The organism is Photobacterium damselae subsp. damselae (assembly GCF_038086725.1).
GTDB lineage: Bacteria > Pseudomonadota > Gammaproteobacteria > Enterobacterales > Vibrionaceae > Photobacterium > Photobacterium damselae.
This window is the reverse complement of record NZ_CP146971.1, coordinates 774,245-801,089: the sequence shown is the minus strand read 5'-3', so window position 1 is coordinate 801,089 and position 26,845 is coordinate 774,245. Positions and strand designations below refer to the sequence as shown.

At 39.3% G+C, this 26,845-nt stretch carries 24 protein-coding genes and 2 pseudogenes; 14 read left to right on the top strand and 12 right to left on the bottom strand.

The window, feature by feature from the left end:
* Positions 1–59: 59 nt before the first annotated feature.
* Complete coding sequence (locus WAX86_RS18225; protein ID WP_005305853.1) at positions 60–638, bottom strand: hypothetical protein; 579 nt, start codon at positions 636–638, stop codon at positions 60–62.
* A gap of 327 nt (positions 639–965) precedes the next feature.
* On the opposite strand from WAX86_RS18225, the gene WAX86_RS18220 reads away from it, so the two are divergent.
* The 7 genes from WAX86_RS18220 (at position 966) to galM (ending at position 10,156) form a co-directional block, all read left to right on the top strand.
* Positions 966–2,843 (top strand): DUF294 nucleotidyltransferase-like domain-containing protein, encoded by a 1,878-nt coding sequence (locus WAX86_RS18220; protein WP_086368455.1) that lies wholly within the window; start codon positions 966–968, stop codon positions 2,841–2,843.
* Entirely contained in the window at positions 2,840–3,589 is a 750-nt protein-coding gene (locus tag WAX86_RS18215) for a 3'-5' exonuclease (protein ID WP_106341172.1), read from the top strand. Before WAX86_RS18220 ends, WAX86_RS18215 begins: the two co-directional genes overlap by 4 nt.
* 188 nt (positions 3,590–3,777) lie before the next feature.
* The gene (locus WAX86_RS18210; protein WP_341489443.1) at positions 3,778–5,442 is read left to right on the top strand and encodes a BCCT family transporter; all 1,665 of its coding nucleotides are present in this window, start codon (positions 3,778–3,780) and stop codon (positions 5,440–5,442) included.
* Between the two features lie 230 nt (positions 5,443–5,672).
* Complete coding sequence (gene galE / locus WAX86_RS18205) at positions 5,673–6,692, top strand: UDP-glucose 4-epimerase GalE (protein ID WP_176715263.1); 1,020 nt, start codon at positions 5,673–5,675, stop codon at positions 6,690–6,692.
* A 78-nt stretch (positions 6,693–6,770) separates the two neighbouring features.
* Positions 6,771–7,823, top strand: coding sequence for a UDP-glucose--hexose-1-phosphate uridylyltransferase (locus WAX86_RS18200; protein ID WP_044178227.1), 1,053 nt, complete (start codon positions 6,771–6,773; stop codon positions 7,821–7,823).
* Positions 7,824–7,921: 98 nt separating this feature from the next.
* A complete protein-coding gene (gene galK, locus WAX86_RS18195) occupies positions 7,922–9,082 on the top strand; it encodes a galactokinase (protein WP_188007054.1) in 1,161 nt (386 codons plus the stop codon).
* A gap of 9 nt (positions 9,083–9,091) precedes the next feature.
* Complete coding sequence (gene galM, locus WAX86_RS18190; RefSeq protein WP_341489442.1) at positions 9,092–10,156, top strand: galactose-1-epimerase; 1,065 nt, start codon at positions 9,092–9,094, stop codon at positions 10,154–10,156.
* A gap of 100 nt (positions 10,157–10,256) precedes the next feature.
* Here the strand turns inward: galM and WAX86_RS18185 are convergent, their stop codons facing one another.
* From WAX86_RS18185 to WAX86_RS20320, 4 genes and pseudogenes are all read right to left on the bottom strand, one after another.
* Positions 10,257–10,601, bottom strand: coding sequence for a hypothetical protein (locus WAX86_RS18185; protein ID WP_341489441.1), 345 nt, complete (start codon positions 10,599–10,601; stop codon positions 10,257–10,259).
* 183 nt (positions 10,602–10,784) lie between these two features.
* The gene (locus WAX86_RS18180) at positions 10,785–11,357 is read right to left on the bottom strand and encodes a DUF2913 family protein (RefSeq protein WP_341489440.1); all 573 of its coding nucleotides are present in this window, start codon (positions 11,355–11,357) and stop codon (positions 10,785–10,787) included.
* Positions 11,358–11,607: 250 nt separating this feature from the next.
* Positions 11,608–12,093 carry a VOC family protein gene (locus tag WAX86_RS18175; RefSeq protein ID WP_068968418.1) on the bottom strand — a complete coding sequence of 162 codons (486 nt, stop codon included), beginning with the start codon at positions 12,091–12,093 and terminating at the stop codon, positions 11,608–11,610.
* Between the two features lie 173 nt (positions 12,094–12,266).
* Positions 12,267–12,683, bottom strand: a pseudogene (locus WAX86_RS20320) (EamA family transporter); the annotation flags it as partial.
* Here WAX86_RS20320 and WAX86_RS20315 point away from each other — a divergent pair.
* Complete coding sequence (locus WAX86_RS20315; RefSeq protein ID WP_370469544.1) at positions 12,637–12,759, top strand: hypothetical protein; 123 nt, start codon at positions 12,637–12,639, stop codon at positions 12,757–12,759. The pseudogene WAX86_RS20320 and the gene WAX86_RS20315 sit on opposite strands and share 47 nt — an antisense overlap.
* 89 nt (positions 12,760–12,848) lie before the next feature.
* On the opposite strand, the pseudogene WAX86_RS20310 reads toward WAX86_RS20315, so the two are convergent.
* Positions 12,849–13,133 (bottom strand): annotated as a pseudogene (locus WAX86_RS20310) (DMT family transporter); the annotation flags it as partial.
* Between the two features lie 894 nt (positions 13,134–14,027).
* A complete protein-coding gene (locus WAX86_RS18165) occupies positions 14,028–15,071 on the bottom strand; it encodes a GMP reductase (RefSeq protein WP_005305818.1) in 1,044 nt (347 codons plus the stop codon).
* A gap of 546 nt (positions 15,072–15,617) precedes the next feature.
* Between WAX86_RS18165 and WAX86_RS18160 the strand changes: the two genes are divergently transcribed.
* On the top strand, positions 15,618–15,980 hold the full coding sequence (locus WAX86_RS18160) for a hypothetical protein (protein ID WP_370469103.1): 363 nt from the start codon (positions 15,618–15,620) through the stop codon (positions 15,978–15,980).
* A 49-nt stretch (positions 15,981–16,029) separates the two neighbouring features.
* Here the strand turns inward: WAX86_RS18160 and WAX86_RS18155 are convergent, their stop codons facing one another.
* Positions 16,030–17,040 (bottom strand): AraC family transcriptional regulator ligand-binding domain-containing protein, encoded by a 1,011-nt coding sequence (locus WAX86_RS18155; RefSeq protein ID WP_341489438.1) that lies wholly within the window; start codon positions 17,038–17,040, stop codon positions 16,030–16,032.
* 161 nt (positions 17,041–17,201) lie between these two features.
* On the opposite strand from WAX86_RS18155, the gene WAX86_RS18150 reads away from it, so the two are divergent.
* From WAX86_RS18150 to WAX86_RS18130, 5 genes are all read left to right on the top strand, one after another.
* Positions 17,202–17,561 (top strand): MFS transporter, encoded by a 360-nt coding sequence (locus tag WAX86_RS18150; RefSeq protein WP_341489437.1) that lies wholly within the window; start codon positions 17,202–17,204, stop codon positions 17,559–17,561.
* Positions 17,554–18,777 (top strand): biotin/lipoyl-binding protein, encoded by a 1,224-nt coding sequence (locus tag WAX86_RS18145; protein ID WP_341489436.1) that lies wholly within the window; start codon positions 17,554–17,556, stop codon positions 18,775–18,777. The genes WAX86_RS18150 and WAX86_RS18145 overlap by 8 nt, the downstream gene beginning before the upstream one ends.
* Positions 18,778–19,036: 259 nt before the next feature.
* A complete protein-coding gene (locus WAX86_RS18140; protein ID WP_086959075.1) occupies positions 19,037–19,357 on the top strand; it encodes a hypothetical protein in 321 nt (106 codons plus the stop codon).
* 147 nt (positions 19,358–19,504) lie between these two features.
* A complete protein-coding gene (locus WAX86_RS18135; protein WP_065170898.1) occupies positions 19,505–19,822 on the top strand; it encodes a hypothetical protein in 318 nt (105 codons plus the stop codon).
* A gap of 57 nt (positions 19,823–19,879) precedes the next feature.
* Positions 19,880–20,059: a hypothetical protein gene (locus tag WAX86_RS18130; RefSeq protein WP_005305806.1), complete on the top strand. Its 180-nt coding sequence runs from the start codon at positions 19,880–19,882 to the stop codon at positions 20,057–20,059.
* 124 nt (positions 20,060–20,183) lie between these two features.
* On the opposite strand, the gene sstT is transcribed toward WAX86_RS18130, so the two are convergent.
* From sstT to WAX86_RS18110, 4 genes are all read right to left on the bottom strand, one after another.
* Entirely contained in the window at positions 20,184–21,434 is a 1,251-nt protein-coding gene (gene sstT, locus WAX86_RS18125; protein ID WP_036765824.1) for a serine/threonine transporter SstT, read from the bottom strand.
* A 516-nt stretch (positions 21,435–21,950) separates the two neighbouring features.
* Entirely contained in the window at positions 21,951–23,660 is a 1,710-nt protein-coding gene (locus WAX86_RS18120; protein ID WP_341489435.1) for a BatD family protein, read from the bottom strand.
* Positions 23,661–23,666: 6 nt separating this feature from the next.
* Entirely contained in the window at positions 23,667–25,886 is a 2,220-nt protein-coding gene (locus WAX86_RS18115) for a VWA domain-containing protein (RefSeq protein ID WP_341489434.1), read from the bottom strand.
* Positions 25,879–26,844 carry a VWA domain-containing protein gene (locus tag WAX86_RS18110; protein ID WP_065170901.1) on the bottom strand — a complete coding sequence of 322 codons (966 nt, stop codon included), beginning with the start codon at positions 26,842–26,844 and terminating at the stop codon, positions 25,879–25,881. Before WAX86_RS18110 ends, WAX86_RS18115 begins: the two co-directional genes overlap by 8 nt.
* Position 26,845 lies beyond the last annotated feature (1 nt).

The window sequence follows — 26,845 nt, the reverse complement described above, 5'->3', positions numbered from 1 at the left end:
ATAGATACAAAACGGGGAGCTCAATGCTCCCTGTTTTTTTTGACTGTTTTAGATGAGTATTACTCAATAAACTCATACACAAATGGTGCTTCAAGATCTTTTAGGATCATCTTTTGCAGGTTGATACCAAACATCATAATGATTAAACACCAGTTTAAAAATGGCAATTTACCCGTATTAATGCTGTCGATAAATTTTGCTGGATTCCAATTATGAAGCTGACAGATATTTTCCGCTGTCATTTCTGGGTATAAACCACTATCAATTAGTTTGGAAAATTGTTCAGGTGTTGGGCACACAAAAGTGTTACGAGGACCAAACGCCGTTGGTTTGAAGAGGCGCAGTACTCGACGAATATCATCAACTTCAATGATCTTTTCATTTGTGCTGATATTTGGAATGCCAGCGAGCGCTGAAAGAAAACACCAACATGGGTATGGAATTGTAGAAACATCTAGCGGCTCTTTTTTATAGTTTGCCGTCCAGCTGTTGATATTTTTTTCTTGTAAACCCGTAACAAGAGCCAACTTTTTAGAATCGTAACCATGCTCTTTAAGTAGGTTCACAACTTCTGCAACTTCAGAAACTAAAGGCTTGCTCCACTTGTCGTAGGAAGAAAAAACACTTTCTCTAATCACAATTTTTTCCAGTGTGTTGATAAATTCGATGATGACCGCGAATAATACGTCTTAACGCTCCGTTACGCTACTGTTGACGAGGTTATTTCTACGTTTGTGACGGTCTTAATAGATCTTTATTGATCTGAGAAGGTAGGTTTTGCAATGTTTTAGAAAAGAGTACTTTCCCTTCAATCTATGAATCAAAACGAGATATACCTCACATTAGCCTGCTTACACTTCGCCTCTCTAGTAAAAGACCGCTATAAATGATCAGTTTACATTCTAATATCCATAATGATTTAGTGGATATGTTTCGGTGCGCGTACCGTACACAGTGAGAAGGTCATGGAAGTAGAACAAATCGAAGTATTAAATTTTATCAGTCAATATCCTCCTTTTGATGATTTGCCTGAAGAACGGTTAAAAGAGATCGCGCTTAATGTTGAAATCTCTTATTACCGAGCAGGTACTACCATCGTCAATTTTGGTGATGCTATTCATGACTTATTTATGGTACGCAGTGGTACGGTTGAAATTTATCGTCGTAAAGGTGAGTTATATAACCGAATAGATACTGGCGGCTTATTTGGTCAGATGGGATTGCTGATGAACAATAAGGTGCGTCTTCCTGCTAAAGCGACCGAAGATACGTTGGTTTATTGTATTCCTGAAGCGATTTTTAACGAGCTGTGTGATGAATTTGATAACTTCGCTGACTTTATGGAATTAGAAGACAGTGCTCGTTTGCGCAGTGTGGTTTCAAACCATGCAGAAGGCAATGATCTTACTACAGTTAAAGCGCGTAAAATCTTAACTCGTGAACCTGTGATCATTGATGCGTCTGAAAGTATTCAAGCCGCAGCCAACTTAATGGCAGAAGAAAATATTACAGCTTTGCTAGTTGCTAATTCAGAATCTTCTGATAGTGAAGAGCATGACCATTTATTGGGTATCTTAACCGATCGAGATCTCTGTATTCGGGTATTGGCACAGGGTATTGATACGAATTTACCGATTTCTGAAGTGATGACAACAGATGTTATCTCACTAGATTATAACGCCTATGTTTTTGAAGCCATGCTAATGATGTTGCGTTATAACGTTCATCATTTACCCATCATTAAAGATAAAAAGCCCATCGGCATTATTGGCCTGACGGATATTGTCCGTTATGAATCGCAAAACAGTCTGTTGTTAGTTAGCTCTATCTATCAGCAACAAAGCGTGGAAGAGCTAAAGAGTATTTCGACTCAAGTTAAAGATTGTTTTGTCCGCATGGTAGGTGAAGATGCCAATGCTCATATGATTGGTAATGCGATGTCGGTGATTGGCAGCAGCTTTAAGCAACGTTTAGCCGAATTAGCAGAGGCAGAACTTGGGCCTGCTCCTATTCCATATTGCTTAGTCGCAATGGGCTCTATGGCCCGTGATGAGCAATTGATTGTTACCGACCAAGATAATGCGCTGATTTTAGACGACAGCTATGACGAAGCTATTCACGGTGACTATTTTGCGCAACTTGCTAAGTTTGTGAGTGACGGTTTAGCGGAATGTGGTTATAGCTATTGTGATGGCGATATTATGGCAACCAATCCTCAGTGGCGTAAGACTCGTACTGAATGGGAAGAGTGCTTTGCTGAGTGGATCGATCATCCGAACCCAGAGCGTTTACTTCATAGCTCGATTTTCTTTGACATTGCAGGAGTTTATGGGCGAGTAAAATGGGCTGAACAATTAAACAGCTTCATTGTTCGTCGAGCTAAAAAGAACAACCGTTTCTTAGCTTGTTTGGCTCACAACGCGATCAATCGCACTCCACCTCTTGGGTTCTTTAAAGATTTTGTGATGGAAAAAGATGGCCGTCATCGTAACTCTATCAACTTAAAACGTCGTGGAACGGCACCTCTTGCTGATCTGATCCGTGTTCATGCTTTAGCTGTGGGTTCACAACAACAGAATTCATTTGATCGCCTTGATGACATTATTGATGCAGGTATTTTACCTAAGGGCCGAGGGCAAGACTTACGTGATGCCATGGAATTGATCTATATGGTTCGTATTCGTCACCAAGCATTGGATATAGAAAATGGTGATGAACCTGATAACAGCATCGAGCCTGAAAATATGTCGGAGTTTGAACGTCGTAACTTGAAAGCAGCTTTTCAGATTTTAAGTAACGCCCAAAACTTTATTAAATTCCGTTATCAGAGAAATAGTCGATGATCCGTTTATTTACCTCGGCAAAAGAGGATGAGCCATTACTTGATACGTCAGCCACGCCTAATTGGCCTGAGCGTTTTGTTCAGTTAGCAACAGAAAGCAAAGACAAGCGACTCAAGCAGTTTTATGAAGCATCTTGTGTGGCAGGGGATACTCCATTAAAAGAGGTTCCTTTTGTGGCTCTGGATCTTGAAACGACGGGGCTAGATTCACAACAAGATCAGATTATTTCAGTCGGGTTAGTACCGTTTACTCTCGATCGTATCTATTGTCGTCAATCCGCCCATTGGGTGGTGAATCCTCACCGTTTGTTGAATGAAGAATCGGTCGTTATCCATGGTATTACCGATTCCGAAGTTCAAGATGCCCCCGATCTGCGAGTGATTTTAGAGCAAGTTCTGCAAGCTCTAGCAGGTAAAATTGTGGTGGTTCATTACAAAAATATTGAGCGCGGGTTTTTGAATCAGGCGCTACTTAAACGACTTGGGGAGGGCATTGAATTTCCAGTTGTGGATACATTAGATCTTGAGGCCGCGATTCAATATCGGCAGTGTCGTGGTTTTTTTAACCGATTAAAAGGAAAAAAACCAGGCTCAGTGCGTTTAGGTCATGCTAGAGAACGATATGGATTGCCGACATATCAACCTCATCATGCCTTAACGGATGCATTAGCGTCAGCGGAATTGCTACAGGCGCAACTGGCTTATTATTTTACGCCAAATACGCCTATTTCAGAGGTTTGGCAGTGAGTAAATGATTAGCTTTATGATGCCTTTACATTGGCATCAATAAAGATAACATATTGGTGCCTACCAATAACGGAAGCAAAAAGATAGGGAAATAGAGGCTAAATGTTGCCTTGATCATTTTTGTTATTCCTCTCTACATCACATACATAATAATTTTGGCATCTTGTCACGTATTTAAGGAGTAATTCGTGAGCAACGATAATAATGGCGGGATCCAACGTCCCGACGGTAAAGTAAAAGCAATTGATACTGATTATCAGATTGGTCAGGACAATATCGCTTTGAAAGTAGGGCCATTTGGTCTCGATATCCATAACCGAGTATTTGCAATATCAGGCATGTTTATCATCCTGTTTGTTGTTTTTACTCTTCTTTTCCGCGAGCAAGTGGAACCATTTTTCTCAGGTTTGCGTAATTGGCTCACCTCAAGCATGGATTGGTTCTTCTTATCTGCGGGTAATATTTTTGTTCTTGTTTGTTTAGGACTGATTGTCACACCGTTAGGTCGAGTTCGTATCGGTGGTACAGAAGCAACTCCTGATTATTCATATGCTGGTTGGCTAGCCATGTTGTTTGCCGCTGGTATGGGTATCGGATTGGTTTTCTTTGGCGTATCAGAGTCAATGTCACACTTTAGCTCTGCTCTTGGCGGAGTAACGGTTGAAAATGGCGTTCGTACCGACTGGGCTCCGTTAATGGGGGCAGAAGGTAACACGGAAGCTGCGGCAGCTCTTGGTATGGCTGCAACTATTTATCACTGGGCTCTTCACCCGTGGTCAGTGTATGCATTATTGGCGTTAGGTCTGGCGATCTTCTCGTTCAATAAAGGATTACCTCTGACTATGCGTTCTATTTTCTACCCATTATTTGGTGAGCGAGTTTGGGGGTGGGTGGGTCATATCATTGATATCCTTGCCGTAGTAGCAACTGTTTTTGGCCTTGCGACATCATTAGGTTATGGCGCATCACAAGCTGCGACAGGTTTGAATTTCTTATTTGGCGTACCGATGACAGATACGACACAAATTGTGTTGATCGTTATTATTACTGCCCTGGCTTTGATCTCTGTTGTTGCAGGTCTAGACAGTGGTGTTAAACGTCTATCTGAAATCAATATGGGCCTGGCAGCATTATTACTACTTTTCGTAATTGTTGTTGGACCAACGCTGGCTATTTTCACTGGTTTCTTCGATAACATCGTTTCATATCTAAAAAATCTACCCGCTTTATCAGTACCTTTTGCTCGTGAAGACGTGAACTACTCTCAAGGCTGGACGGCATTCTACTGGGCTTGGTGGATCTCATGGTCTCCATTTGTTGGTATGTTCATTGCTCGTGTATCGCGTGGTCGTAGCGTTCGTGAGTTTATTGTTTGTGTTATCTTAATTCCATCAACAGTATGTGTATTGTGGATGACCGCTTTTGGTGGTACTGCAATCAGTCAATATGTTACAACGGGTTATCAAGCAGTATTTGATGCAGATTTGCCTCTGAAACTGTTTGCGATGTTAGATATTATGCCATTTGCAACGATCACATCGATTATTGGTATTGTGCTGGTTGTGGTCTTCTTTATCACATCCGCTGACTCGGGCTCTCTTGTGATTGATACCATTGCAGCTGGTGGTAAGGTTGATGCTCCTGTTCCTCAACGTGTATTTTGGTGTACGTTTGAAGGCCTTGTTGCTATTGCACTACTGCTTGGTGGTGGTCTGGCTGCAGCTCAGGCGATGGCTGTTACAACAGGTTTGCCGTTTACGTTTGTTCTACTGGTCGCGACAGTTTCGTTAATCAAAGGGTTAATGAGTGAGCCGCGTCCAGCTCGTAAATCTCGTAAGACAGCAACCCAGTAACCTAATTACTGTTATCGATATAAAGGTGAGCTTCGAGCTCACCTTTTTTTTACCTAGTATTTATATGAGCTCTTAATATATTGAGTGTTTTTTTATGATTTTGTGGAAACGTTTACACATTGAGAAATAGATCACGGAACTGAATCCTATTTGATTGATAGACTCTGAACCAGTTAAGCAACTTGAGCATCATGAGAAATAAGATGTTCAGCAGTCTTGGAGAGAGCAAAGTGGAAATTCTTGTCACTGGCGGTATGGGATACATTGGTAGTCACACCTGTGTTCAAATGATCGAAGCAGGTATGACACCTATCATTGTTGATAATTTATGTAATGCAAAAGAAGAAGTTCTTACTCGAATTGAAGCATTGACGGGTATCCGACCGATCTTCCATCGTGGTGATATTCGTGATGAAGCGTTTCTAGATACTGTATTTTCGCAGCATAAAATTGAAGCCGTTATCCATTTTGCAGGCCTTAAAGCCGTTGGTGAGTCCGTAGCTAAGCCTTTGGAATATTACGATAATAATGTGACAGGCACTTTAGTTTTAGCTCGAAGCATGCGCAAAGCGGGTGTAAAAAGCATCGTATTTAGTTCATCTGCTACTGTTTATGGCGATCCTGATGTTGTGCCTATTACGGAAGATTCTCCAACAGGGGCAACCACAAACCCTTATGGCACTAGCAAACACATGGTTGAGCAGTGTTTAAGTGATCTCTTTAAAGCTGAAGATAACTGGAGTATTACGCTACTTCGTTACTTTAATCCAGTAGGAGCACATCCATCGGGCTCAATGGGTGAAGATCCTCAAGGTATTCCAAATAACTTAATGCCATTTATTGCTCAAGTTGCCGTTGGTCGTCGTGAAAAATTGGCTGTTTTTGGTAACGATTACCCTACTCCTGATGGTACAGGTGTTCGTGATTATATTCATGTTATGGATCTTGCCGATGGCCATATTGCAGCACTCACTGCAGTTGGTAAAAAGGCTGGATTACATATTTACAACCTAGGTACGGGTAAAGGCTCAAGTGTTCTCGAAATGGTTGAAGCATTTAGCCAAGCTTGCGGTAAAGCGGTCCCATTTGAAATTTGTCCTCGTCGAGCAGGTGATATTGCTGAATGTTGGGCAAGTACGACTAAAGCTGAGCGCGACCTTGGTTGGAAAGCAACACGCACTGTTGCAGAAATGACGGCAGATACTTGGCGTTGGCAGTCTGAAAATCCACAAGGCTATTCTCCTGTGTAACTAAAGCCTTACCACGATTACTTGCGTTTTCCACATTGGTTTGGAAGGCGGATAAAAAATTTAAGAGTTGAGAAAAGCATGTCAAACGTTGAATTTAACCCAGTCGATCACCCTCATCGTCGTTATAACCCATTAACGGGTCAGTGGATTTTAGTCTCTCCTCACCGAGCAAAACGTCCATGGAGCGGTGCGGATGAGAAACCTGCTACCGAGCAACTTCCGAGTTACGATGGCAAGTGCTTCTTGTGTCCAACGAATGAACGTATTTCAGGTGATGTAAATCCAGATTATAAGGGCACTTATGTCTTTACGAATGATTTCGCAGCTTTGATGGTCGATTCGCCTGACGCACCTAAATCGGATAATCCACTATTTCAAACCCAAGGTGTACGTGGTTTAAGTCGAGTGATCTGTTTTTCTCCTGATCACAGTAAAACTTTACCTGAATTACCTGTCGAGAAAATCCGAGGGGTGATTGATACTTGGAATGACCAAATTGAAGAGTTAGGTAAGGATTATATTTGGGTTCAAGCTTTTGAAAATAAAGGTGAGGCAATGGGTTGCTCTCAGCCGCATCCGCATGGACAGATTTGGGCGAACAGCTTTTTACCTAATGAGATTGAACGTAAAGAGCACAATTTAAAAGCTTATTACCTAGAAAATGGCCGTAACCTGTTAGTTGATTATGTTCAAGCCGAACTTAAAGATGGCTCACGCATTGTAGTTGAAACGGAACATTGGGTTGCATTAGTACCTTACTGGGCGGCGTGGCCATTTGAAACTATGTTGCTACCTAAAACGCATATTCGTCGTATGAGTGAGCTTACAGAAGAGCAACGAGACGATCTGGCGTTGGCGATAAAGAAATTAACGAGCCGTTATGACAACTTGTTCCAATGCTCTTTCCCTTATTCCATGGGGTGGCATTACGCTCCATTTTTTGAAAAAGGAACGAATGTTGACCATTGGCAGCTTCATGCTCTGTTTTATCCGCCGTTACTTCGCAGTGCTACTGTTCGAAAATTTATGGTCGGTTATGAAATGCTGGCGGAAAGTCAGCGAGATCTTACAGCAGAACAAGCAGCACAGCGTCTGCGTGATCTCAGTGACATTCATTATAAAGAACAATAACTGCAGTCAAATTTGAAGCTGAACTGACAATATCAAAAACGTACATTGCGGCTTGAGATTCGAGTCGCTATTAAAGAATTAAATCGTGAGAATTTACTATGTCTGATCTAATCCAAAACGTAACGCATTCATTTAATCAAGTTTTAGGTTACGCGCCAACACACATTATTCAAGCGCCTGGTCGAGTTAATCTTATTGGTGAACATACCGACTATAATGATGGCTTTGTTCTACCTTGTGCCATTAATTATCAGACAGTGGTTGCGGCTGCAAAACGTGATGACAATATTGTTCGTGTTGTATCTGTTGATTACGATAATGCGGTAGATGAGTTTGATATCACTCAGGAAATTACATTCCAGCAAGATAAAATGTGGGCAAACTACATTCGTGGCGTGGTGAAATATTTACTTGCTCGTGGCTATCAATTTACTGGCGCTGATATTTCTGTGAGTGGTAACGTTCCACAAGGTGCCGGTTTAAGTTCGTCTGCAGCGCTTGAAGTTGTTATTGGTCAAACATTTAAAGTCTTATTCAATCTTGAAATTAGTCAAGCCGATATTGCCTTAAATGGTCAGCAAGCAGAGAACCAATTTGTCGGCTGTAACTGTGGCATTATGGATCAGATGATTTCCGCTGAAGGTCGAGAAAATCATGCTATGTTATTAGATTGCCGCAGTTTAGAAACAGAAGCTGTCTCAATGCCAGAAGATATGGCAGTGGTTATCATTAACTCAAATAAGAAACGTGGTTTGGTTGATAGCGAATACAACACCCGCCGTCAACAATGTGAAGAAGCGGCTCGTATTTTTGGTGTTAAAGCGCTGCGTGATGTCACTATTGAACAGTTTAATGAAAAAGTGTCTGAATTAGATGAGCTAGTGGCAAAACGTGCTCGTCACGTAATTACTGAAAATGATCGCACAGTAGAAGCTGCTCAAGCCCTACGAGCTCATGATATGAAGCGTATGGGAGAGTTAATGGCTGAGTCACATGCTTCAATGCGTGATGATTTCGAAATCACAGTGAAAGAGATTGATACTTTAGTTGATATCGTAAAACAAGTGATTGGTGAGCAAGGTGGTGTTCGTATGACTGGTGGTGGCTTCGGCGGTTGTATTGTTTCATTAGTTCCACCTTCACTGGTTGAGGATGTAAAAGCCGCCGTTGAATCTCAATATGAAGCAGCCACAGGCCTTAAAGAGTCGATCTATGTGTGCCAAGCAAAAAATGGTGCTGGCCTAGTAGACGTTCTATAAGGGGTAACAATGAATCCCGATATCATTAAATTAGTTCAAACGATGGCACAATCGCCATCGTTTGATGGTCAGCCAGCAAAGTTAGTACATTTGACCAATGCATCTGGCATGACGACTTCATTTATGGATATAGGCGCGACTTGGTTAAGTTGTACTGTTCCAATGCCAGAAGGTGCCCGTGAAGTTTTATTGCGCTCTGCTAATATGGATGAGCACATGAAGCAAACCGCGTACTTTGGTTCAATCGTTGGTCGCTTTGCTAATCGTATTGCAAAAGGTCAGTTCTCTGTTGATGGTATTGATTATCAACTTGATATCAATAATGGTGAGAATGCCCTTCATGGTGGGGTAGTTGGCTTTGATAAACGTCGTTGGGCAATTGAGAAGCAAACAGATAATCAAGTATGTTTTGCATTACGTTCTGTTGATGGCGATCAGGGTTACCCTGGTAATCTGGATGTGGTGGTTACCTACACTCTGGATGAGGAAAACCAGCTTACTATTTTATACCAAGCACACTGTGATGCTAGCTGTCCGGTCAATTTGACGAATCATGCGTATTTTAATCTGGCAGGAGAAGGTAGTGCATTTAATGCGTTAGACCATAGTCTGCAGATTAAGGCTCCTTATTATTTACCTACAGATGCTACCGCGATTCCTATCGGTGATTATAAATCGGTAGTTGGTAATAGCTTTGATTTTACGTCATTAAAGCTGATTGGCTCTGAGTTTTTGCAAGACGATGATCAAAAATTAGCGGCAGGTTATGACCACAGCTTTGTCTTTTCTGAAGAGGTAGTTGACGGTAAAACGCCTGTTGCAAAACTGGTCTCGCCAAATCAAGATCTTACTATGATAGTGAAGACAACAAAGCCTGCAATGCAAGTGTATACAGGGAACTATTTGTTAGGTTCAATTGGCGCAAGTAAAGCGTATCAAAACCATGATGGTGTGGCACTAGAGACTCAGTATTTCCCTGATTCGCCAAATAAAGAACAATGGCAGCAACGATGCCCACTGTTATTGCCAGAGCAAACTTACCATCATCAAACCTGTTATCAGTTTGAGTTTTAAATTTTTGGAATAACTTCTAAGTTTTGATAGTAAAGCCCGCTTAATTGAAGTCGTCACATTAAGTTAGACTTTCAGTTAAGCGGCTTTATTTTTTCAGTTCTTAATGCTTAAACGTATTCGTTTCTGTTGCACTTGTGGCGGTTAGATCGCCTGATGGATTGATTAGATGAGGAATAATTTTGGGCAGATCTAATTCAATATCATGATTCGTAACAGGGTTAATCACTTCATTATACCAACCAAGTAAGCCAAGAACGGCATAGCCAATTGCATCATCTTCATCACGATGTTCTATGATAATCTGCAAGAAACGAAGAATTGCTTTATCATTCGATTTTGCTTGCTTTAATGTTTCGTGAAAGATAGCGGTTGCTTCACCAACAAGTCCTTCGTATTCGGTTTCGATTGCAACTTTAAATGAGCCGCCATCAACAGAAATTTTCATTATGATTCTACTTATGAGTCTTAATACATTGGTTGTAATGGTATCGAAGATCGTAAAAATTGTCGTGAGAGAAGAGGATAAATCACGAGATAGTCACAGAAGTGGGGAGTAGTTGATGGATTTATATACCCAAGCCATTAACTTGATAAATTGCTTGGGTATATATCATTGTAATACAAAAGACTACATTCTGAACAACTCAACACGTAAGTGTATTTCATCTTCGTAAGCGACAACCGATTGGAAGTACGAACTCTCTTCAACAAATTGTGAAAAGAGTTCTTTGTCTGCTGATTGACCAATAAAGAGAATCTGAGTCGATTTGATCATTAATCCGTCTTCATCAAAGCTTGATGTTAAATCTTCGTCCACAACACAAACAAGTACACGTCCATAACGAGCATTTAGATCGATACGGTGAGCTTGAGAGTACTGAACTTTCGTTTCTAAATTAGCCTCAATTTTTTGGATTAAATCTACGAAACGATACAAATCGCTAGAGCAGGTTTGTAGCAAACTTTCATGATGTTGAACTAAAATGGTTTCTAAATCTGCACCTGATTGACGACCTAGAGATAGCCACTGTCGAGCAGGTTTCTTTGCTCCTCGGTATTGATTACTTTTCACAATGCGCTTGAGAAAGTGGATAAGAAGGGTATTACGCTCTGCAAGACTTAAAGTTTTCTCAAGCTTTTTAAACTCTAAATGAAGTAAGGCGTTGGTTGTTACGTCTAGTAGTTGCTGGGATTGGTTCATTCGCGTACCGATTTGGAACTAGTATTAAGTATAATCATACTCTTACTGCCAAAAGATAACAGTTTTGTTTACATTGTTCCAGATGCAGCAACCATTTTATAAGAGTTGGTAAAGTGGTATCTATTTCAGCATGTAGCGATAGATTAGAGTATCAGTAAAAAGGATCGAGAGATATGCCAAGTTATGTGGCTATATCAAAGCTTCTATGTGAACAACTTTAGTATAAATCTCGACCCTTAAGACTTAGGTATTACTCATAATCTGAAGCATAAGTTTCTTCATAAGTATGAGAGTAAAGCTCAAAGAGGTTACCAAATGGGTCTTCCATGTAGATCATTTGAGCTGGCTTGTTATCATCTTCTGGGTGATAGCGCATAATATCCATACGTGCTTTACCACCATATTGTTCAATTTTTTTAATGGCTGTTTCAAAATCGTCTGTTTGTAGGCAAAAATGGAAAATACCTAAGCGAGAGAAATCAACTTCATGACGCTCTTGGCGCTCTTTCATTTCAAATAACTCAACGCCAATACCATCTGTTGTTACAAGGTGTGCAATATTAAAGCCTTTAAAACCTTCGCCGAATACAGCAATACACATACGACCAATAGCAGTTTCACGTTCTTCAATAACTTTGGTATTGCCCATAACAACCTTTAAACCTAAAGCTTTCGTGTAAAACTCGACGGCTTTGTCCATGTCGCCAACCATAATACCAACGTGATTCATTTTCATAATTAAGGTTCCTAGCTCTGATGTTTGTGGTTTTTGTTTCGATGAGGAGAGTATAGGTAAGTAAGATTAAAACAGGAAATTATCAAAAATTATAAAGTTGATAATATTTTATTATCATCTAAGGGGAATAAAATCCTCCTGTATAAAGGAGGATTTGAGATCATATAGTAAATTTATTTACTAAAGATATTTTCTTGTTTATGTGGGGGATTTTTAGAGATCGACATTTTTCTAAACCAGTGAGGATCCGCCTTTGTTATGAATATGCCACCCAGAAGTAAAAACATTAACCCAACCGATAGCATTGAGATACTATTACCTGCAATCCACGTTGATAAACTTAATGCTATTAATGGAAAGAATAAAAAACATAGAGATGCGGTAAATGGCGTCGATACCTGTCCTAATTTAAAATATGCAACGATACCGCCAACACTAGCAATTAAACCTAAATAAATAATGGCAGCGATAGAGTCTGTAGAGAATTGCTCTATCTGTGGTACTTCAATAAATAATGAGGACATTATAAGAAGAATTGAAGCAATGAAACTTGGTAAAGCATTGTATGTAAGTACAGGCGTCCCTTTACAGAATTTTTCTACAAATACATACATGATTGCATGCATGGCCACTGCACCGCCTAAAGCCATAAATCCAAGTAGATAATCACTTCCACCAAGATTCATCTCTATTGTTAAGATGCCTATTAGGCTCAAAACAGCAATTAATAGCCCGAAGATTTGGTATTTTTGTAACCTTAGTCCAAGAAATAAATTGGATGTTAACATAACTGCAATAGGCATATTAGCAAAAATAATGGATGCTAATCCTGATGAGATATATTGTTCACCATATATCATTAAGGTAAATGGAATTGAAAAGTAAAAAACAGCTACAATCAACATCCAATGTCGCTTTCCTTTTGGGAAAAATAGAGGTTGTTTAAGAATAATAGCTAAGCTTATGAGTAGTGGTGAAGCCACTAAAAAACGTAAACCAGTAGCAAATATTGGCGGGATTGTTTGTACAGCAACTTCCATTGCAAGCCAAGTTGTTCCCCAAATTAAGCAAACAGACACAAATAATAACGTAGGAAGATGTTTATTATTCATAACAACCTCCAATAGAACTATTTATTGATATTATATGTTGTGGCTTTTTATTTATCTTACTATCTATATTTAAAGTAGTATTCATTTTGTAATCCCATTACAGGCCATGTAGATAATATTATCCACACAGATTAATCACTGGTACTGATATGCTTCAGCGCCTAATTTTATTGGGCTCATAATAAAGAGCGTATGAGTATATTGGGATTACAATATAGGAGGGCGATGTTGTGATGAGATATCGATGTTAGTATATAACTCAACCATATTAGACTTTGGCTCATATGTATAATATGTTCCATAAGATACGTTATGTAGAGTGAAAATGGCACTATTCGAAGGAACATGGTGATGAGAACAGCATTGTTTTACATAACAAGTGCCACCTGGTTCACAACAGTTCGGCTCATTACAATTTGAATCTAGATGTTGCTCAGAGTAAGATGATAACTCACAAGATACTGATAAATCAGTATTTAGTGATAAAATATGAGAGGCTTGGTTTACGCTTGTGATATTAGCATATGTCATACCACTAGATAACGACAGAACAAATAGTGCTGTAAGTAATAAGTAAATTATCGAGACACATTTACTAAATTTCACATCTGTTCCATGATAAAAATTAAACCTAAGTATTAAAATATCGATAATAACTCGATAAAACAATAGCAGGAATGTTGAATTTACATTGTTTTACGCTAATCTATTTTATAAATACAAGTATTAAACAAGTTTGTATTCACTATTTGTATATTTCTTTATTAATGTTGATACAACCACTTATGGTTGTATCAACAACAAGAACATCTAAAATAAAACTTATTCTTTTCCGTACACGTTATTTTCTTGCTCTTGTACTCGAATAAACGTTGTGCGTTTTGTGAGTTCTTTTAGCTGAGCTGCACCAACATAAGTACAGGTTGAACGAACGCCACCCATGATATCTTGAATAGTGTTTTCTACTGGGCCTCGGAATGGTAGTAGGACTGTTTTACCTTCTGCTGCACGGTACTTTGCTACACCACCTGAGTGCTTATCCATTGCGCTCTGGCTCGACATGCCATAAAACTTCATGAATGTCTTGCCATTTTGTTCTATAACTTCACCGCCACTTTCTGTGTGAGCTGCAAGCATGCCTCCAAGCATAACGAAATCAGCACCACCACCAAAAGCTTTTGATACATCACCAGCACAAGAACAACCACCGTCACCAATAATACGACCACCAAGCCCATGAGCTGCATCTGCACACTCGATGATAGCCGATAGTTGAGGGTAACCTACGCCAGTTTTCACTCGTGTTGTACATACTGAACCAGGGCCGATACCGACTTTAACGATATCAGCACCAGCAAGGATCAGCTCTTCAACCATATCGCCTGTTACAACGTTACCTGCACTAATGACTTTATTTGGGAATTGGGCTCGAACTTTTTGTACATATTCAACAAGATGTTCTGAGTAACCGTTGGCAATATCAATGCAAATGAAGATGAGATCATCACTCATTGCCATAATATCTTTGGTTTTTTGGAAATCAGCATCAGATGTGCCAGTAGAAACCATTGCGTTGTTGAGAACGCTAGCATCGTTTTGTTCAACAAATTCTTGCCAGTCAGCCGTTGTGTAGTGCTTATGAATTGCCGTCATTACATTATGTTTAGCAAGTGCTTGCGCCATAGCGAAGCTACCCACAGAGTCCATATTTGCTGCAATGATAGGTACACCTGACCATTGACGACCGCTATGCTTAAATGTAAACTCGCGGGTTAATTCAACTTGAGAACGGCTTTTTAAAGTAGAACGTTTTGGACGAAACAGTACATCTTTAAAACCTAACTTCAAGTCTTGTTCGATACGCATGGTTATTCCTTAATCAATTCGTATTGTTGCTCTTAGCAATGTCTGGTGGCAGCCAAACGTTTGCACTTAACGAGCAGGCACAAAAAAACCGGAGCGTTGGCAGACGCTCCGGTTTTCAGCATTATAGGTTCAGAAACTTTTTTAACAAGACTGATATTGTAAAATTTTTTATGTTATCCTCTCGAAGATATACTCAATTTTAACCAATCATTAAAAATTGTTAACCTTCTCACACTTCCTGTTCTTTTATTTCTGATTTGTGCTTATTTAGACCTATACCTTATAATTATCAAAAAGATATACAACATTCAGAGTATGTGTTTTTGCCGTTTTTTATCGAAGTGGTTAAATAAAACAACGTTAAAAATTCTGAATTTATCTGTTTTTCACTTCCATTATTATCAAATGACTGCATAATCTAGACCCTATAATTTAACGCAGCAGTAATTTGGTTGTTATGTGTCATACACCAAATACATAACAATAGTGTGTTAAGACTGAAAATGGTCAAACATCGTACACTCACTCTTAGGATGGTTTACCTTGTTGAATAACAAAAAAATACAAAAACATTTTCCTTTAGATTTCTACGGAGAAGAGGGTAGCTGGCGGTTTATTATTCGTGCTGAGAAGCCGAATGAAATTGTTGATGCTATGTACTGGCGATCTTATGTTTCTTGCCATCGTAAAGACTTTGATTTGCTCAGAATGGCAGTTGATAAGTTTAATTATAAGTATAATTACTCAGCATCAGATTCTTCTGAGTTGCATTATGGTCTAGGCGGAGCTCCTATGCGTGTAAACATGATGGGACCGATAGTTTTGATCTCAGATCTGCTGGCGAAGATTAAAGGCGAATCAGATCCAGATACTGATGAAAATATCGAACTGGTTCCTGCCACGGCATAAATTCTATCGATAAATAAGGCGAAGGGGAGAATATTATCCCCTCCCTAGCTTATCGTGCACGCTCTAATAAACGCTGTTGATATTGCGTCGGTGTCACTCCGCGATAACGCTGAAACGCTTTTGAAAAACTCTGAACATTCTGATAACCCAATAAACTCGCAATTTTCTTAATATCCATCCCTTCCAACATATACTTTATAGCAACATTACACAGTACATAGCTTGTAATACTGGTAAAGTTCAATCCGTAATTGTGTAATCTTCTGCTTAACTGTTGAGTTGAAAGCTGTAATTTTTCTGCGACAAAATGAATACTTGGCCGATCGTAATATCGGTTGTAGTTCACCATTTCATACATTACTTTGGCAAAGTCTTGTGGCTGAGGCATATTCAGTAAATCATCAAGCTGAAGATTAGAAAGTAGCATTGGTTTGGTGACATTAAAAACGCACTCATTTCCCGTTTCTAGAATCGCAATATCAATCCATACTCGAGTCATAGGTGCATTCCATGTGATGTTGCAGCCAAAAAAGTCCTGATAATCAATAACTCGTTCGGGTTTTCCGGATATCTCTACATGAATAGGGTGATAGTCTGTTCCCATATAGTTGCGAATTACATTAGTAAACATTATTGCAACTCGTAAGCTATCAAGTAATCGTTGTTGCCCCATGAGATAATGGTTACCGTATGTCCATTTAATCACTTTGGCTGATTGCTCGCCATGGAAGGTTGCACCTGATTGCAAACATGATGAACCATAGTTAATTCTTCGAAATGCCAGTGCCAGATCGGGGGATGATAGGAACCATTCACCGAGCATACCCATTTGTTCAAATCGAACCAGATCTGCAATCTTTGCTAAATAATTCGGATCTCCAGTCATATTAATGGCACTTTCTAGCCAAGCTGTCATATCTAAAAATGGTGTAAGCGACATTGGTTCTTGTAATAGTTTTGACGGTATATCCCAATCTTGAGGGGCTAGTTGATAGCGCTTTTCTAAACCATTTAAAATTGGTTGAAAGAACAGGGTTCTAATAAAGGCTGTATCAATCATTATTATTTTCTCGATGGATTGATTTAATCATAAAACCATATTTTAAGATTAAATCAATCCAATTTCATTTCTGAAATCACATAATTGCCTGAGAATGTCTGCAACAGATAACAAGAACATAATGATAAATATTTCGTTTTCATCTTAAATTGGAGATGCGTATGAGCCTCTTTAGTATGCCGTTTGTTGATACGGGTGTAGATACGGCACTGCATGTATTTGCAGGTGTTGTGTTAATTGCCACCATTGCCGCTGCTGCAATTGGTTTTTGGAAAATTCATGAAATACCAATTCATAAAGCTCATAAAAGTGATCATCATCAAATAGGTTTGATAACCGCATTAACTTGGATTGGCTTTATTTGGCATTGGGTTTGGGTTGTTGCCGTAATTGTTGCTTTTGTTGATGGAGAGCAAGCTCTGAGCCGAATCAGAGATATATGGCACGGTAAAGATGAGGAACCTCAGGTTGATACAGCCTCTTCAAAAAAGATGAAAACAGAGGAGGTAGAAAATGCTTGAAGGTTTAGCCGTATGGGCTCTATTTATTTATCTACTTCGCTTAGTGGGAATGCCGTGGAATAAGTTTACTAAAAGCTTTGCTTATCTAGGTGGTGGGGGATGGCTTGTATTTGTCTGGTTTGGCTTGATCACTTTCGCCCCTATGGATTTATCGGGGGGATCACTGGTTCAATCACCTCATATCCAGTTAAGGCCTGCATCTTCGCAGATAAAAGGTCATGTGAAAGCTATTCATGTTGAGCCAAATCAAACCGTTGAGAAAGGACAACTCATCTATGAACTGGATGATGAACCATATCGTATCGCGCTCACTAAATCAGAGACGAAACTTGACTCGGCTCATGTTGATTTAAAAATGGCGATTGAAGATGTCGCTAATGCAAAAACTCAGTATCGTTCTGCTGTAAAGGATATTGATATCACAAAAAATAAGTTAATTGCAGCAAAAGAAGATTTAAGATTTAAACAAGCAACATTAAATCGATATGTTAAGCAAAATCAAGTGGTTAAACACACAATTACTGAAAGTATGTTAGATGAACAACGTACTGCAGTTAAAGTGGGTAAAGCACAAGTGACCACGTTAGATTCTCAGGTTGAAAAAGCTGTGATTGCATCGGAACAAGCAAAAGTAAGCTTAGAACAAGCACAATTAGCGGTTACGAGTCGAAAAGTTGCGGTTAAGAGTGAGCAAGAAAATGTGGCACAAGCCCAATGGAATTTAGAGCACACACAAGTTTATGCGCCTGCTGATGGATATCTGACCAATTTCATTATGCGCGAGGGCCAGTATGTTGGCGTTGCTCCTCGTATTCAAATGTATACCGATGAAAAGTACGTATTAATGCGAGTCAATCATCAAGCAATCCGTAATGTAAAACCAGGGCAGATGGCTGAGTTTGCTTCTGCTGTTTATCCAGGAAAAGTTTTTGCTGCTGAGGTTGAGGGTATTATTGAAGCAACAGGAGAAGCTCAGGGTAGCTTGCTCGCTCGTGATGATAATGTACGACAAACAACAGGAGCTAACATTGCCAATAAGCATCATTTTGTTCGCTTAAAACTTATTGAAACAGAAGGCTATGATATCCCAGTTGGCTCGGTTGGACTTGCTTGGATTAGTGCTGAAAAGCCGATTGGATTTCTTGGATTCCTTGATGTTATTCGAGGCATTATTATTCGAATGAAATCTCAGATATTTTACGTATGGTCGATGTAGAACAAAATAAGTAAAGATTATTAATAGAAATAATATATTTTGGCTGTAATTTCAATTGTTCATCTGAACGAGGCTCTGGGATTACAGCCCTTTTTCTTTTGGGAATTGAGTTTGGCAAATATGACAAAGTGTGTCGTTATCATTGACACTAATTTACGAGCATAACATTGACATCTCATTGACCAGTTGCTGACATCAAGATTAATCTTTAAGCCTATTATCCTTCCAAAGCAATCCCCGATTATAAGAGAAGGATGTGATGAAAAAATTCATTATTGGCATGGTTATTACTGCTCTATTATCACCCTCTATGGCTTTTGCAAAACCGCATAAGCATCATCATAAAAAACACCATAAAGATGTGATCATTGTTAAGCCAAAACATCATCGACATCACCATCACCATCGTGATGTTGTAATTGTAAAGCCTGGAAGACCTTATTATAAACCTTGGTATTACCGTTCAAGTCTGCCTGAAATTGCAACATTTGCGGTTATTGCCGGAGTGACCTATGCAATTGTAGATAATATGTATTATAAAAGGGATGGTGATCGTTATATAAAAGTCATGAGGCCATAAAAAGTTAACTATTTGATATGATTTAAATTTCAGTTTGTTTCAGAAGCTTTTTGTATTTGTAAGTGTGTTTTTTCTCTAGAAAATAATATAAAGAGCACTGTTTTTTTGTTCTGGATATGAACACTCTCTATTAAGGAGCCTCTGATAATGAAATTCGTTAAAATTCTACCTTTACTGTGTATGGTTATGGCTTCTACGGCTCAAGCGGATAATCTAGTTGACCGCTTAAATCAGGTAGATCAAGGCTTACAAAGTGCACAAAATGCCGTAAACAGCACTCAAAACTCAATTCGTGATGGTCAAAATCGTATTGATAATACTCAGCGCTCTATCAATGAAATCAAAGATGGGACTTATGTTGAGAATCGTGTGAACAATAAAGTACGTAATACGAAACGTCGTGCGGTTGATAACTTGATTCAGCGTTCAAACAATGCGATTCGTAAAGCGACAAATACTTACTAATATTATGATGTCTAAGCGGTCTTTAGACATAAGATTCTAACTAAACAGAGAAATAATATGTTGCGTTTGATTGTATTAGCATTAGTTGGGTTTGGTATTTATTTAGGTATAACTTATAAAGACAAAATTGACGATGCTCGTAATGTTCGCCCATTTGAGAAAGTGCAAGATGCGGTAGAAGATGCTAGGGATAATGTTAAAGATAAATTTGAAGAGCTAAAAGGCCATAATAATTAGTTCTATACCTAGGTAACTTAAAGATTCAGAATGTTATCTCTGATTCTTTCTTGTTCAAAAAAAGCCTCCAGTGTTTATGAAATGACTCATTAACGTTGGAGGCTTCTTCTATTGTATGAAGATATTATTCAGCAGGCGCCAGATTTGGCGCTTCAGACTTTTTTCGCTCTACCGCACGACAGGCTGCTGCTGTGAAGATAACATCCGTTGAACTGTTAAGAGCCGTTTCAGCAGAATCTTGAATTACCCCAATGATGAAACCTACCGCAACAACTTGCATTGCAATTTCATTTGGAATGCCAAATAAACTACAAGCAAGAGGAATCAATAGCAAAGAACCGCCAGCAACACCAGATGCACCACAAGCAGAAACTGCAGCAACAATACTTAATAATACTGCTGTCGCAATATCTACTTCGATACCTAGAGTATGAACTGCTGCTAACGATAAGATTGTAATCGTAATAGCGGCACCACCCATATTGATTGTTGCACCAAGCGGGATAGAAACAGAATAAGTATCTTCGTGAAGGTCAAGTTCCTTACATAACTGCATATTTACTGGAATATTAGCCGCAGAGCTACGAGTAAAGAAGGCTGTAATACCACTTTCACGAGTACATTTTAGGACTAATGGGTATGGATTCTGGCGTGTTTTGTAGTAAACGATGGCAGGGTTTACGATAAATGCAATGATTGCCATAGAACCTAGTAGTACCGCCAGTAGATGCGCATAGCCTGCTAGTGCAGCAAAACCAGTTTCTGCAAAAGTATTTGCTACAAGACCAAATATACCGATTGGCGCAAGACGAATAATAAAACGTACAATTAGTGTAACGCCATTAGACATGTCATGGAAAACTTGTTTGGTTGCATCACTTGCCTGATGAAGAGCAAAACCTAATGCAATCGCCCAAGCTAAAATACCAATGAAGTTACCAGTCATAAGAGCATTGATTGGGTTATCAACAATTTTAAATAAAAGAGTATTAATAACTTCTGTAATACCTTCTGGTGGTGCAACACCAGTATTACTAGCAACAAGCGTCAAAGTGGTAGGGAAAAGGAAGCTCATTACTACAGCGGTTAATGCCGCCATAAAAGTACCAAACAGATAAAGCACAATAATAGGCTTCATATTGGTATTACCGTCTTTCTTTTTGTTGGCGATGGACGATGCAACTAAAATAAAGACAAGAATAGGGGCGACAGCTTTTAGTGCGCTAACAAAAAGGCCTCCAAGGAAACCAACACTCAGTGCTGATTGTGGTGACAGTGTCGCGAGAATAATACCCGCAATGATACCGACTAATATCTGGACAACCAGACTGCCATTCGCAACGCGTGCGAGAAAAGGTTGTGGTGATTGGTTCATATTACATCCTGCATGTTGTGCCAAGCTACATGGTGCGTTTACGTTGTGGCGAACAAAGCAAAACCGTATAGCATATAGCAGCATTCCCAGTGCTGTTATACAAGTTTAGCTATAGTTTACGCTCTACAACGATATTCCGCGTATTTATATTGGTTTATTATTTTGTGTCTGCAACATTTTTTAACAGGATCTGTTCAAAATATCCAGTATTGATTTTAGAAACTTTTAACTAACCATATTTTAACAAAACACTCGATATTACTAAGGGCTTAAGCTATTGCGATATTCAATAGTGAAATATTCTGTGATAAAGCTCAAAAATAGTCTGTTATTAAATTGTTTGAAAAAAGACAAAAATTAACTGCTGGCACTTTTTTGCTCCTTCAAAGGACATAGAGAGAAATTAGTAGTAGATGAAATCTAAAGGAAAATTTTACACAAAAAAGCAGCGAGAAATATCACATTTATCGCTGCTTAAATTGGAGCTTAGAATGTATCTTTCAATTAAGTCATACGTTACTTATTAGGGCCTAATTCAGCTAAATGAGAGCGCGGTTGACTTTTCTTAGTGCTGGCTGTCGGTAATGCTTTGATTGCTTGCAGTAGATCATCATTTTTCCATGTCGTTGCTTGCTTTGAGTACGCAGCATTCATCATGATTTCTATTTCATGAGCAACTTTTTGTGCTTCTGAGCTACCAACTGATTGTAAGTTTTCATTTTTCCATTGACGGAAATAAGTTTGAGCTTTTATTGGTTCATTACGTTTTGCAGCTTGCAGTAAGCCTTCTAGCGTAGAGATTGCCACCGCTTCAGAATTGATTACGGTTGATCTTGTCTGTTTGCTACGTTTTGCTTTAAGCAATGCAATGGACGTACCTAGCCATAAAATTGCCATTAATGCAGTCAACCAAGGCCAAATGTTGGTGTAAGCACTATCATTTTTAGTTACTGAAGATGATGTGCTTGATGCTACATTTGTGTCTGTAATGTTGGCTATTTTATCTTCTTGGTTATTCAGTGCAGAACTGGTATTGGCTTCTTCTTGCATTACCGTTAATTTCATGCCATCAATAGAGCTTGTTTGTTCCTTTCCTGTTATGGTATTGAACCAATTTACAGACAGTCCTGGAAGTGACAACTTGCCTTCCTTTCTTGGAATAATTACTTGCTTTACTGTCATTACAGTATAACCATTTTGATTGCTATACTCTGGCTTTTCGTTGTAACTACGAACACTACTTGGATATTCCAAGCTGATATTTGGCATATTACTTTGAGAGGTATTTTTAATCTTCAAAGTAATGAGGCGAGTAAGCGGCTCTCCAACTTTCACCGTGCTATTTTGAGGTTGCCATTGCTGCTCTAATTTTAGATCTGTTGTGGGAATCCATAATCCGGTGTAACTTTCAGGCTTTGCTTTAATCTCTAACGCAATATTTTCTGCGGTACGTTTTACCGGAATATTGACGCTAGGACTAAAGCCAAACCCACCTCGATTACCTTTTACTATGTTGCCACTAAACTTTGCTCCGTTTAGCGTGATTTTACCGGGTTTTTCTGCCGTAATTTGATAGTAACGAGTTACGACAATATAACGACGACCGTTTACTACCGTTTCTGTCTGGCGATCATCTCCTTGTTGAACAACATCAAGACCGTCACCATATGGTGCAGTTAGTGATGCTTGTGACATTTGTGCCCCAATTCGTAATTCGACACGGTAAGAGAAGGTTTCGCCTTGATATAACGAGGATTTATTTACTTCTGTTAGTAATTGAACAGCTTGTTGGTCTTGAGTTGTTTTTGTAGTGCTAGCATTTCCATTTTTTTCTACTGTGATGGTAATTGGCTGAGATTCTGTTGCTCCAATTCGGAAAGACGGGATAACGATTTTTCCCGTCTTTTTAGCTGCAAGGGCGACATTCCATTCTGTTGAGCGGGAGATTACACCATTGATCATACTAGTACTGTTACTCACACTGGGGGTGCCATAGTTAAAATCGGTATCCAATGGGCTCAGATCGAGTGCATTAGCATTTACACTATCATCGATTTTTACTGTGAGTTGGAATACGTCATTGAGCCCAACTATGTTTTTTGAAACCGTTGCTTCGACCTGTGCTGCAAACGCAATAGCAGGAGAGAGTATTGTTAACAGTGCGATAAGAAAAAGACTTACCCACTTTGATTGGCGGTTTTTTTTGTTATTAAGTAACTTTTTCATTCTTTATTACCATGAGTTCTCTGTTTCTTGCTGCTGTTGAGCTCGCTGTCGTGCTTGTAAGATCATCTGAGCTCGAATTAATTCACTTGTATCATCAGGAATCTGCTCAAGTTTTTTTAATATAGGGTTACTTTGTGTAACAGTCGCTTCTCCCGGTTTTTTGCCTTCTTGGCTAGGAGTGACGGCTAACTCTTTTTCTTTGTTATTACCTTTTTTCTCTTTACTTTCATCCGTTTTAGCTTCAGCCTGCTGTTGCTGTTGCTGTTGCTGTTGCTGTTGCTGTTGCTGTTGCTGTTGCTGTTGCTGTTGCTGTTGCTGTTGCTGTTGCTGTTGCTGTTGCTGTTGCTGTTGCTGTTGCTGTTGCTGTTGCTGTTGCTGTTGCTGTTGCTGTTGCTGTTGCTGTTGCTGTTGCTGTTGCTGTTGCTGTTGCTGTTGCTGTTGCTGTTGCTGTTGCTGTTGCTGTTGCTGTTGCTGTTGCTGTTGCTGTTGCTGTTGCTGTTGCTGTTGCTGTTGCTGTTGCTGTTGCTGTTGCTGTTGCTGTTGCTGTTTATTGTTCTCTTGCTTAGATTGCTCTGATGATTGAGAGTTTTGTTTTTTGTTCTCTTTTTGTTCATTAGAGTCTTGTTTTTGTTGGTTCTTTTGAGAATCATTCTGCTGATTCTGCTGATTCTGCTGATTCTGCTGATTCTGCTGATTCTGCTGATTCTGCTGATTCTGCTGATTCTGCTGATTCTGCTGATTCTGCTGATTCTGCTGATTCTGCTGATTCTGCTGATTCTGCTGATTCTGCTGATTCTGCTGATTCTGCTGATTCTGCTGATTCTGCGATTGTTGCTTATCTTGTTTTTTTGACTGATCCTGTTTGTTTTGCTGGTTTTGCTGGTTTTGCTGGTTTTGCTGCTGCTTTTCTAATGCTTTTTTTACGATTTCTAGATTCTTTTTAGCATCTGTATTTGTAGGCTCTTGTTTTAATACTTCATCATAAGTATTAATGGCCTTCTCATATTGGCCTGATTGAGCATAAGCATTACCAAGGTTATAGCGAGATGTTGTGTCTTTTAATGGCTCTAATGTTTTAATCGCTTGATGAAATTGCCCTGCTTTATATTGAGCAATACCTTTCCATGCTGGTGATGAAAAGTCTTTAATTGCATCAGTATATTGTCCTTGCTGGTAGTTATCATAACCCCGCTGATCCTGATTTTTCCAAGGGCTTGCATGGGCATAATCTAAGGGCATAAAGACCATTAATGCTGCAAGTACAATACCTCGTCTAAAACCAAGTAATGCAAGTAAAATTAGTGGTAATAGCAACCAAAAACCATTATTTAGACGCTCTTTAAGTTCTTTTTGTTTACCTTGTTCAAGTTGATTACGAGGCTTTGCTGTAAACTTAACAATATTATTGACACCTTGGTTGTCCGCTTGAGAAAACTGTAATAGCCCACCAGTTTTTGATGTAATGGCTGACAAGGTGTTAGGGTCGACTTTTGCTATTACCGTTTGACCATTTTGAGTTAATAGTCGACCGTCAGGCATCTCAATTGGAGCACCTTGCTCTGTACCTATAGCAAGAATAGATACTCGATAATGCGTATTTTTCAACTCTGCTAGAGACTCTTGTGACTCTTTTTCTGTCATACCGTCTGTGATTAATATAATATCGCCGTTGGTATCTCCTGCTTGTTTAAGTAAATCAATAGCTTGTCTAATACCTGATGCAGCATTACTTCCTGGAATCGGCATAATTTTAGGTGATAAACTTGGAATTAAGTTAGCAAGAGTACTGCTATCATCAGTAAGTGGACTTATGGTGTAGCCATCACCTGCATAAGTTACAAGGCCAGTACTTCCTTCTTTCCAACCAGGTAACATATCTAATGCTTTAAATCGAGCTTGCGTGAGTCGATTAGGCGCAATATCGGTTGCATACATAGATTTGGACATATCCATTACAAGTACACGAGCGCCAGAAAGAGAGTAGGCTGGTAGTTTTGTTTTCTCCCAACTTGGCCCAGCTAAGGCAATAACAGCAAGGATCCAAGCAAGACCTAATAGATATAGAGGCCATGTTTTATGTTGTGGCTGGCTAAGTCCAAGTTTTGCTGCGATATGTGGAGCAATTAGTGAACTTGATTGCGACTTACCTTTTAGCCAAGGCAAAAGTAAAAGCAAAGGTACGATTGCAATTAACCACATTGGGTGGATAAAAGTAAAATCAGCCATTACGTTTCCTTAGTATTGCAATAATTAGAGATAACACGAGTGCGACAGTAAGAGGATAACGGAAAAGTTCATCTCTTGGACGCCATGTCTGTTGTGCGTTATTAACTGGCTCTAATTGGTTAATAATCTGATAAATTTTGTCTAGCTCTTGTGGATTACGTGCTCGGAAGTACTTACCTCCAGTCATTTGGGCTATCTTAGTCAGTGTTTTCTCATCAAGATCTTGCGACGGATTGACTTTTTGAACGCCAAAAATGCTACGTTGTAACATTTCATCAGCACCAATGCCGACAGTATAGATTGTTACGCCACTTTCTTTTGCTAATTTAGCTGCTTCTAGAGGATCAATGACCCCTGCTGTATTAGCACCATCACTTAATAAAATAATCACACGTTGAGGTGCTTTGCTTTTTATAAAGGTTTTAGTTGCAATTCCTAATCCTTCACCAATAGCCGTACTTTGTCCAACAAGACCCAAGACGGTTCTGTCCAATTGCTGTTCAACAGTATGACGGTCAAATGTTAATGGCGTTTGCAAATAGGCATGATCGCCAAATAGGACTAACCCCAGACGGTCACCTTTACGTTTTTCAATAAAGTCCGATAGCACATGTTTGATGGCGGTCAAACGATCAATCGATTGGCCTGATTGAGTTTGCATATCTTTGATTGCCATTGAACCTGATAAGTCAACAGCAAGCATCATATCCCTGTGATCGGGTTTGATCTCAATAGGATCTCCATACCAAACAGGTCTTGCAAGGGCACATACAAGAGATACCCATAACAGAGCCATAAGTATTTGCTTAAGTCGATTCTTAGGCTGCGAGCTACCAATATTATCAGGCAAAATAGGCAGATGAATTGCAGCAGGTTCAGTTACTGGTTTACTAAAACGATAAACCAAATAGGCTAGGGGAAGTAAAAGCCACGCCCAAAGCCAAGCAAATTCAAACATG